We start from the raw sequence: 6,795 nt of genomic DNA on the forward strand, positions 1-6,795 counted from the left end.
CTGCCGCTGCCGAAGTCGTTGCGGCCCGGCCGGGTGTGGCTGGCCTCGCTCGGGATGTGCCGGGTGGAGCCGTTGCCGGGCGGCTGGCTGGTGCAGGTCTCCGAGGGCCACGGGGACACTCCGCCGCGCCGGGTCGTGCTGGACCTGAGCCGGGAGCGGGGGCTGCTGGCGCACGTGGCGGGGCCGGTGGGCACCTGGACCGTGAAGCTCTCGCCGCGGCACGCGGAGCTGCTGTACGCGCTGGCCGTGCACCGGGAGGGGCGCACCGCGGCGGAACTGGCCCGGGACGTCTTCGGCGACCCGACCAGGACGGTGACCGTACGGGCCGAGATCTCGCGGGTGCGCCGCCACCTGGCGGAGGTGCTCGCCCACCGCCCGTACCGCTTCGGCGACGGCGTCGAGGTGGAGGTGGTCCACCCCGCCCATCCGGCGGATCTGCTGCCCCGCTCGACGGCTCCGGTGGTGGTCAGGGCGCGTGCGGCCGCGGGGCCGGCCTGAGGGTTGCCGGGGCCCGGTGTGGGGGCCGGGAGGGGCGCGTGGTTTTCTGGCCGCCATGAGCAACGCCACGCGCCCCGCCGCCTCCGCCGCCACCTCCGAGGTGACGATCTGGTCCCTGGAGCAGACCTCGCCCTCCGATCTGCGTCCGGCCGCCGCCCCGGCGGGCGATGTGCGGATCGTACGGTCCGGTACCCCGCTGCCGGAGTTCAGCCGGTTCCTCTACACGGCCGTGGGCGGGGACGTCCGGTGGACCGACCGGCTCGGGATGTCGTACGCCCAGTGGCAGGAGATCCTCCAGCGGCCGGGCGCCGAGACCTGGGTGGCGTACGAGGAGGGGACGCCCGCCGGGTTCATCGAGCTCGACGCCCAGGAGGGCGGTGTGGTCGAGATCGTGTACTTCGGGCTGATCCCGGCCTTCCGGGGCCGCCGGATCGGCGGCCACCTCCTGTCCTACGGGGTGGCCCGCGCCTGGGACCTGGCCGAGCGGCACGAGGGCCTGCCCGCGACCACCCGGGTGTGGCTGCACACCTGCTCCGACGACGGCCCGCACGCCATGGGCAACTACCTGCGCCGGGGGTTCCGGCTCTTCGACACCCGGACCGAGCAGGAGCCCGACGTCGAGGCCCCCGGCCCCTGGCCCGGGGCGTACCCGGCTTCCGCTCCCGGAGCCTGAGACCGGGTCCGGCCGGGCCGCCCGCCGACTCGGCCGGACGTGACGGAGACCACCCATCTCGCATGTCGGGACCATCTCGTCCACATAATGGATCGTAGTGGACTGGCCCGAGATCCGCGTGCCACGCTTCCGCCATGCCTGGAACTGGAATTGCCTTGGTGAGTCGGCGGCACGTCGACCTCGGCCGCATGTCCAGCGCCATCTGTCCGGCCCGCTGAGAGTCTTCCAGCACCGCCGCGCCCCCTTTCCCCGCACCACCCCTGCGCACCGCCGCGCCTGACGCGAGTGTGCAGGTCAAAGCCGCCCTCCTGCAGTCCCGAAGGACGTATTCGCCATGTCCAGCACCGAACAGCCTGCTACTGCCACGCCCCGCCGCAAGGTGAGCCGGCACCGTGGTGAAGGTCAGTGGGCCATGGGGCACTTCACTCCCCTCAACGGGAACGAGCAGTTCAAGAAGGACGACGACAGTCTCAATGTCCGGACACGCATTGAGACGATCTACTCCCAGCGCGGCTTCGACTCGATCGACCCGAACGACCTGCGCGGACGCATGCGCTGGTGGGGCCTGTACACACAGCGCCGGGCGGGCATCGACGGCGGCAAGACCGCGGTGCTGGAGCCGGAGGAGCTGGAGGACTCCTACTTCATGATGCGGGTGCGCATCGACGGCGGACGGCTGACGACCGCTCAACTCCGGGCGATCGGCGAGGTGTCCGAGCAGTACGCGCGCGGCACCGCCGACGTCACCGACCGGCAGAACATCCAGATGCACTGGATCCGCATCGAGGACGTCCCGGCGATCTGGGAGAAGCTGGAGGCCGTCGGGCTCTCCACCACGGAGGCGTGCGGCGACTGCCCGCGCGTGATCATCGGTTCCCCGGTGGCGGGCATCGCGGCCGACGAGATCGTCGACGGCACGAGCGCGGTGGACGAGATCCACGAGCGGTACATCGGCAGCCCCGAATTCTCCAACCTGCCCCGCAAGTTCAAGACCGCCATCTCCGGGTCGCCCGTCCAGGACGTGGTGCACGAGATCAACGACGTCTCCTTCGTCGGCGTCGAGCACCCCGAGCACGGCCCCGGTTTCGACCTCTGGGTCGGCGGCGGGCTCTCCACCAATCCTCGGCTGGCCGAACGCCTCGGCGCCTGGGTGCCGTTGGAGGAGGTCGCGGACGTCTGGGCGGGTGTCGTCGGCATCTTCCGCGACTACGGATACCGCCGGCTGCGCAACCGCGCCCGGCTGAAGTTCCTGGTCGCCGACTGGGGTGTCGCCAAGTTCCGCCAGGTGCTGGAGGACGAGTACCTGAAGCGTCCCCTGCTGGACGGGCCCGCCCCCGCCGAGCCCTCCTCCCGCTGGCGTGACCACATCGGTGTCCACCCGCAGCAGGACGGCCGCTTCTACGTCGGCTTCGCCCCGCGCGTCGGCCGGGTGGACGGTTCCACCCTGGCCAAGATCGCGGAACTGGCCGAGGCGCACGGTTCGGGACGGGTGCGCACCACCGTCGAGCAGAAGATGATCGTCCTCGACGTGGAACAGGACCGGGTCGAGTCGCTCACCGCCGGGCTGGAGGCGCTGGACTTCCAGGTCCACCCCTCCCCGTTCCGGCGCGGGACGATGGCCTGCACCGGCATCGAGTTCTGCAAGCTGGCGATCGTCGAGACGAAGGCGCGCGGCGCCGCGCTCATCGACGAACTGGAGCGCCGCCTCCCGGACTTCGACGAGCCGCTCACCATCAACATCAACGGCTGCCCCAACGCCTGCGCCCGCATCCAGACGGCGGACATCGGCCTCAAGGGCCAGCTGATGCTGGACGCCGACGGCAACCAGGTGGAGGGCTACCAGGTGCATCTCGGCGGCGCGCTGGGCCTGGACGCCGGCTTCGGCCGCAAGGTCCGCGGCCTGAAGGTCACCTCCGCCGAACTCCCCGACTACGTCGAGCGGGTGCTCGGCAGGTTCCAGGAGGAGCGCGAGGACGGCGAGCGCTTCGCCGCCTGGGCGGCCCGCGCCGGTGCGGAGTCCCTGTCATGAGCGAGCGGGCCGCGCCGTTCCACTGCCCGTACTGCGGCGAGGAGGACCTGCGCCCGCACGAGGCCGGGCACGGCGCGTGGGAATGCGCTTCCTGCAACCGCGCGTTCCAGCTGAAGTTCCTGGGCCTGCTGACCCGCGGCCTGAAGCGCGACGCCGTGGAAGGGGACGGGGCATGACGGACACTCCGCAGACCGGCACGCTCACCGACGAGGAGCTGAGGGAGCTCGCCGAGCGGGCCGGGCGCGAGCTGGAGGACGCCTCCGCGCTCGACATCCTGAAGTGGGCCGCCGAGACCTTCGGCCCCCGCTTCTGCGTCACCTCCTCCATGGAGGACGCGGTCGTCACCCACCTCGCCTCCCGGGTGCTTCCCGGGGTGGACGTGGTGTTCCTCGACACCGGCTACCACTTCGAGGAGACCATCGGCACCCGGGACGCGGTGGACGCCGTGATGGACGTCAACGTCATCACGCTGACGCCACGTCAGACGGTGGCCGAGCAGGACGCCCGGTACGGGGCGAAGCTGCACGACCGGGACCCCGACCTGTGCTGCGCGCTGCGCAAGGTCAAGCCGCTCGAAGAGGGCCTGACCGGGTACACCGCCTGGGCCACCGGGCTCCGCCGCGAGGAGTCCCCGACCCGGGCGAACATTCCGGTCGTCGGCTGGGACGCCAGGCGCCGCAAGGTGAAGGTCTCCCCGATCGCCCGCTGGACCCAGGACGAGGTGGACGCCTACGTCGCCGAACACGGCGTACTGACCAACCCGCTGCTGACGGACGGCTACGCCTCCGTCGGCTGCGCGCCCTGCACCCGGCGGGTGCTGGAGGGCGAGGACGCCCGGGCCGGCCGCTGGGCCGGGCGCGGAAAGACGGAATGCGGGCTGCACGGCTGATGACGACTGATCAGGAGATACCGATGAGCGTGACGGAGACGGGGGCCACGGTGTGGCTCACCGGTCTGCCGAGCGCGGGCAAGACCACCATCGCCTACGAGCTGGCCGGCCGGCTGCGGGGCGAGGGCCACCGGGTCGAGGTGCTGGACGGCGACGAGATCCGGGAGTTCCTCTCCGCGGGCCTCGGCTTCTCCCGCGAGGACCGGCACACCAACGTGGCCCGGATCGGCTTCGTCGCCGGACTGCTGGCGGCCCACGGCGTGAAGGTGCTCGTCCCGGTCATCGCCCCGTACGCCGACAGCCGCGCCGCGGTCCGGAGACGTCACCTGACCGGGGGCACCACCTACCTGGAGGTGCACGTCGCGACGCCGGTCGAGGTGTGCTCGGTCCGGGACGTGAAGGGGCTGTACGCCAAGCAGGCGGCGGGCGAACTCACCGGTCTCACCGGGGTCGACGACCCCTACGAGGCGCCCGAGTCGCCGGACCTGCGGATCGAATCGCACCAGCAGACCGTGCAGGAGTCCGCAGCGGCGCTGCACGCGCTGCTCACCGAGAGGGGCCTGGCGTGAGCACCGTCACCACCGTGCCGGAAGGCACCGACCACCCGTACGCGCTCAGCCACCTGGACTCGCTGGAGTCCGAGGCGGTGCACATCTTCCGTGAGGTGGCGGGTGAGTTCGAGCGGCCGGTGATCCTGTTCTCCGGCGGCAAGGACTCGATCCTGATGCTGCACCTCGCGCTGAAGGCGTTCGCGCCCGCGGCGATCCCGTTCTCCCTGCTGCACGTCGACACCGGGCACAACTTCCCCGAGGTCCTCGACTACCGCGACCGCACCGTCGAGAAGCACGGTCTGCGGCTGCACATCGCCTCCGTCCAGGACTACATCGACGCGGGCACCCTGCGCGAGCGTCCCGACGGCACCCGCAACCCGCTCCAGACCGTCCCGCTGACCGAGGCCATCCAGCAGCACCGCTTCGACGCCGTGTTCGGCGGCGGGCGCCGCGACGAGGAGAAGGCCCGCGCCAAGGAGCGCGTCTTCTCGCTGCGCGACGAGTTCTCCCAGTGGGACCCGCGCCGCCAGCGCCCGGAGCTCTGGCAGCTGTACAACGGCCGCCACGCGCCCGGTGAGCACGTCCGCGTCTTCCCCATCTCCAACTGGACCGAGCTGGACGTCTGGCAGTACATCGCACGGGAGGGCATCGAGCTCCCCGGGATCTACTTCGCCCACGACCGCGAGGTCTTCGACCGCAACGGCATGTGGCTCACCGCCGGCGACTGGGGCGGCCCCAAGGAGCACGAGAGCGTCGAGCGGCGCCGGGTCCGCTACCGCACCGTCGGCGACATGTCCTGCACGGGGGCCGTCGACTCCGACGCCACCACCCTGGACGCCGTGATCACGGAGATCGCCGCCTCCCGGCTCACCGAACGCGGCGCCACCCGCGCCGACGACAAGATGTCCGAGGCCGCGATGGAAGACCGCAAGCGTGAGGGGTACTTCTGACGGCGCCGGTGCCGGCCGCGCCGGGGTCGCGTACCCCGGCACCGCACCCCGCCGCGTAGTCACCCCCGCCACGGTCCCTTCCCCGTCCTGCGCCCCGTGATGCCCCCCCACCGCCCGACCGGCGCGGGAGGGGCCCCACCGCCGTACCCCGCTTCCCGATCCGGCCTGATCCACACGAGAGGCCCGCCCATGACCCTCACCACCGAGCAGCTCTCGGCCACCACCCTGCTGCGGTTCGCCACCGCCGGGTCCGTCGACGACGGCAAGTCCACCCTCGTCGGGCGTCTCCTGCACGACTCCAAGTCGGTCCTCACCGACCAGCTCGAAGCCGTCGAGCACGCCTCGCGCAACCGCGGCCAGGAAGCCCCGGACCTCGCGCTGCTGACCGACGGACTGCGCGCCGAGCGTGAGCAGGGCATCACCATCGACGTGGCCTACCGCTACTTCGCCACGCCCCGCCGCCGCTTCATCCTCGCCGACACCCCCGGCCATGTGCAGTACACCCGCAACATGGTCACCGGCGCCTCGACCGCGGAGCTCGCCGTCGTCCTCGTCGACGCGCGCAACGGCGTCGTGGAGCAGACCCGCCGGCACGCCGCCGTCGCCGCGCTGCTGCGCGTCCCGCACGTCGTGCTCGCCGTCAACAAGATGGACCTGGTCGACTACGCGGAGCCGGTCTTCGCCGCGATAGCCGAGGAGTTCACCGCGTACGCCGCCTCGCTGGGCGTCCCCGAGATCACCGCGATCCCGATCTCGGCGCTGGCCGGGGACAACGTGGTGGAGCCGTCCGCCCACATGGACTGGTACGGCGGCCCGACCGTGCTGGAGCACCTGGAGACCGTGCCGGTCAGCCACGACCTGACCGAGTGCCCGGCCCGCTTCCCCGTCCAGTACGTGATCCGCCCGCAGACCGCCGAACACCCCGACTACCGCGGGTACGCCGGCCAGATCGCCTCCGGTGTGCTGCGGGTCGGCGAGAGCGTCACCGTCCTGCCGTCGGGGCGTACGTCGACCGTCACCGGGATCGACGCGCTCGGGGAGGCCGTCGACGTCGCCTGGGCCCCGCAGTCCGTCACCCTGCGGCTCGGCGACGACCTGGACATCTCGCGCGGCGACCTCATCGCACCGAGCGCCCACGCGCCGGGCACCACCCAGGACGTCGAGGCGACGGTCTGCCATGTGGCGGACCAGCCGCTCACCGTCGG

General features: G+C 72.0%; 9 protein-coding genes. All 9 read left to right on the forward strand.

Annotated features, from left to right (window positions below; all coding sequences use genetic code 11):
- Nucleotides 1-498: helix-turn-helix domain-containing protein (locus IH13_RS0120020; RefSeq protein ID WP_031086355.1), on the forward strand; the 498-nt coding region annotated here is incomplete at its 5' end.
- A gap of 55 nt (nt 499-553) precedes the next feature.
- Nucleotides 554-1,171 carry a GNAT family N-acetyltransferase gene (locus tag IH13_RS0120025; protein WP_031086356.1) on the forward strand — a complete coding sequence of 206 codons (618 nt, stop codon included), beginning with the start codon at nt 554-556 and terminating at the stop codon, nt 1,169-1,171.
- A 134-nt stretch (nt 1,172-1,305) separates the two neighbouring features.
- Entirely contained in the window at nt 1,306-1,389 is an 84-nt protein-coding gene (locus IH13_RS45795) for a putative leader peptide (RefSeq protein ID WP_310887545.1), read from the forward strand.
- A gap of 116 nt (nt 1,390-1,505) precedes the next feature.
- Nucleotides 1,506-3,200: a nitrite/sulfite reductase gene (locus IH13_RS0120030; protein WP_031086358.1), complete on the forward strand. Its 1,695-nt coding sequence runs from the start codon at nt 1,506-1,508 to the stop codon at nt 3,198-3,200.
- Entirely contained in the window at nt 3,197-3,376 is a 180-nt protein-coding gene (locus tag IH13_RS0120035; RefSeq protein WP_031086360.1) for a hypothetical protein, read from the forward strand. The genes IH13_RS0120030 and IH13_RS0120035 overlap by 4 nt, the downstream gene beginning before the upstream one ends.
- Complete coding sequence (locus IH13_RS0120040) at nt 3,373-4,089, forward strand: phosphoadenylyl-sulfate reductase (RefSeq protein WP_031086362.1); 717 nt, start codon at nt 3,373-3,375, stop codon at nt 4,087-4,089. Before IH13_RS0120035 ends, IH13_RS0120040 begins: the two co-directional genes overlap by 4 nt.
- A gap of 23 nt (nt 4,090-4,112) precedes the next feature.
- Nucleotides 4,113-4,658 (forward strand): adenylyl-sulfate kinase, encoded by a 546-nt coding sequence (cysC, locus tag IH13_RS0120045; protein WP_031086364.1) that lies wholly within the window; start codon nt 4,113-4,115, stop codon nt 4,656-4,658.
- Nucleotides 4,655-5,590: a sulfate adenylyltransferase subunit CysD gene (gene cysD, locus IH13_RS0120050; protein ID WP_031086366.1), complete on the forward strand. Its 936-nt coding sequence runs from the start codon at nt 4,655-4,657 to the stop codon at nt 5,588-5,590. The genes cysC and cysD overlap by 4 nt, the downstream gene beginning before the upstream one ends.
- Nucleotides 5,591-5,779: 189 nt before the next feature.
- Nucleotides 5,780-6,795 (forward strand): sulfate adenylyltransferase subunit 1 (locus IH13_RS0120055; protein WP_031086368.1); only part of this gene is annotated, 1,016 nt, incomplete at its 3' end.

Source organism: Streptomyces sp. NRRL WC-3549 (assembly GCF_000721935.1).
Classification (GTDB): domain Bacteria; phylum Actinomycetota; class Actinomycetes; order Streptomycetales; family Streptomycetaceae; genus Streptomyces.

What these genes read in the sequence shown, in the direction of transcription:
- IH13_RS45795 (WP_310887545.1), top strand. Translation starts at nt 1,306, where the DNA reads ATGCCTGGAACTGGAATTGCCTTGGTGAGTCGGCGGCACGTCGACCTC.
- IH13_RS0120025 (WP_031086356.1), top strand. Translation starts at nt 554, where the DNA reads ATGAGCAACGCCACGCGCCCCGCCGCCTCCGCCGCCACCTCCGAGGTG.
- IH13_RS0120035 (WP_031086360.1), top strand. Translation starts at nt 3,197, where the DNA reads ATGAGCGAGCGGGCCGCGCCGTTCCACTGCCCGTACTGCGGCGAGGAG.
- IH13_RS0120030 (WP_031086358.1), top strand. Translation starts at nt 1,506, where the DNA reads ATGTCCAGCACCGAACAGCCTGCTACTGCCACGCCCCGCCGCAAGGTG.
- IH13_RS0120040 (WP_031086362.1), top strand. Translation starts at nt 3,373, where the DNA reads ATGACGGACACTCCGCAGACCGGCACGCTCACCGACGAGGAGCTGAGG.
- cysC (WP_031086364.1), top strand. Translation starts at nt 4,113, where the DNA reads ATGAGCGTGACGGAGACGGGGGCCACGGTGTGGCTCACCGGTCTGCCG.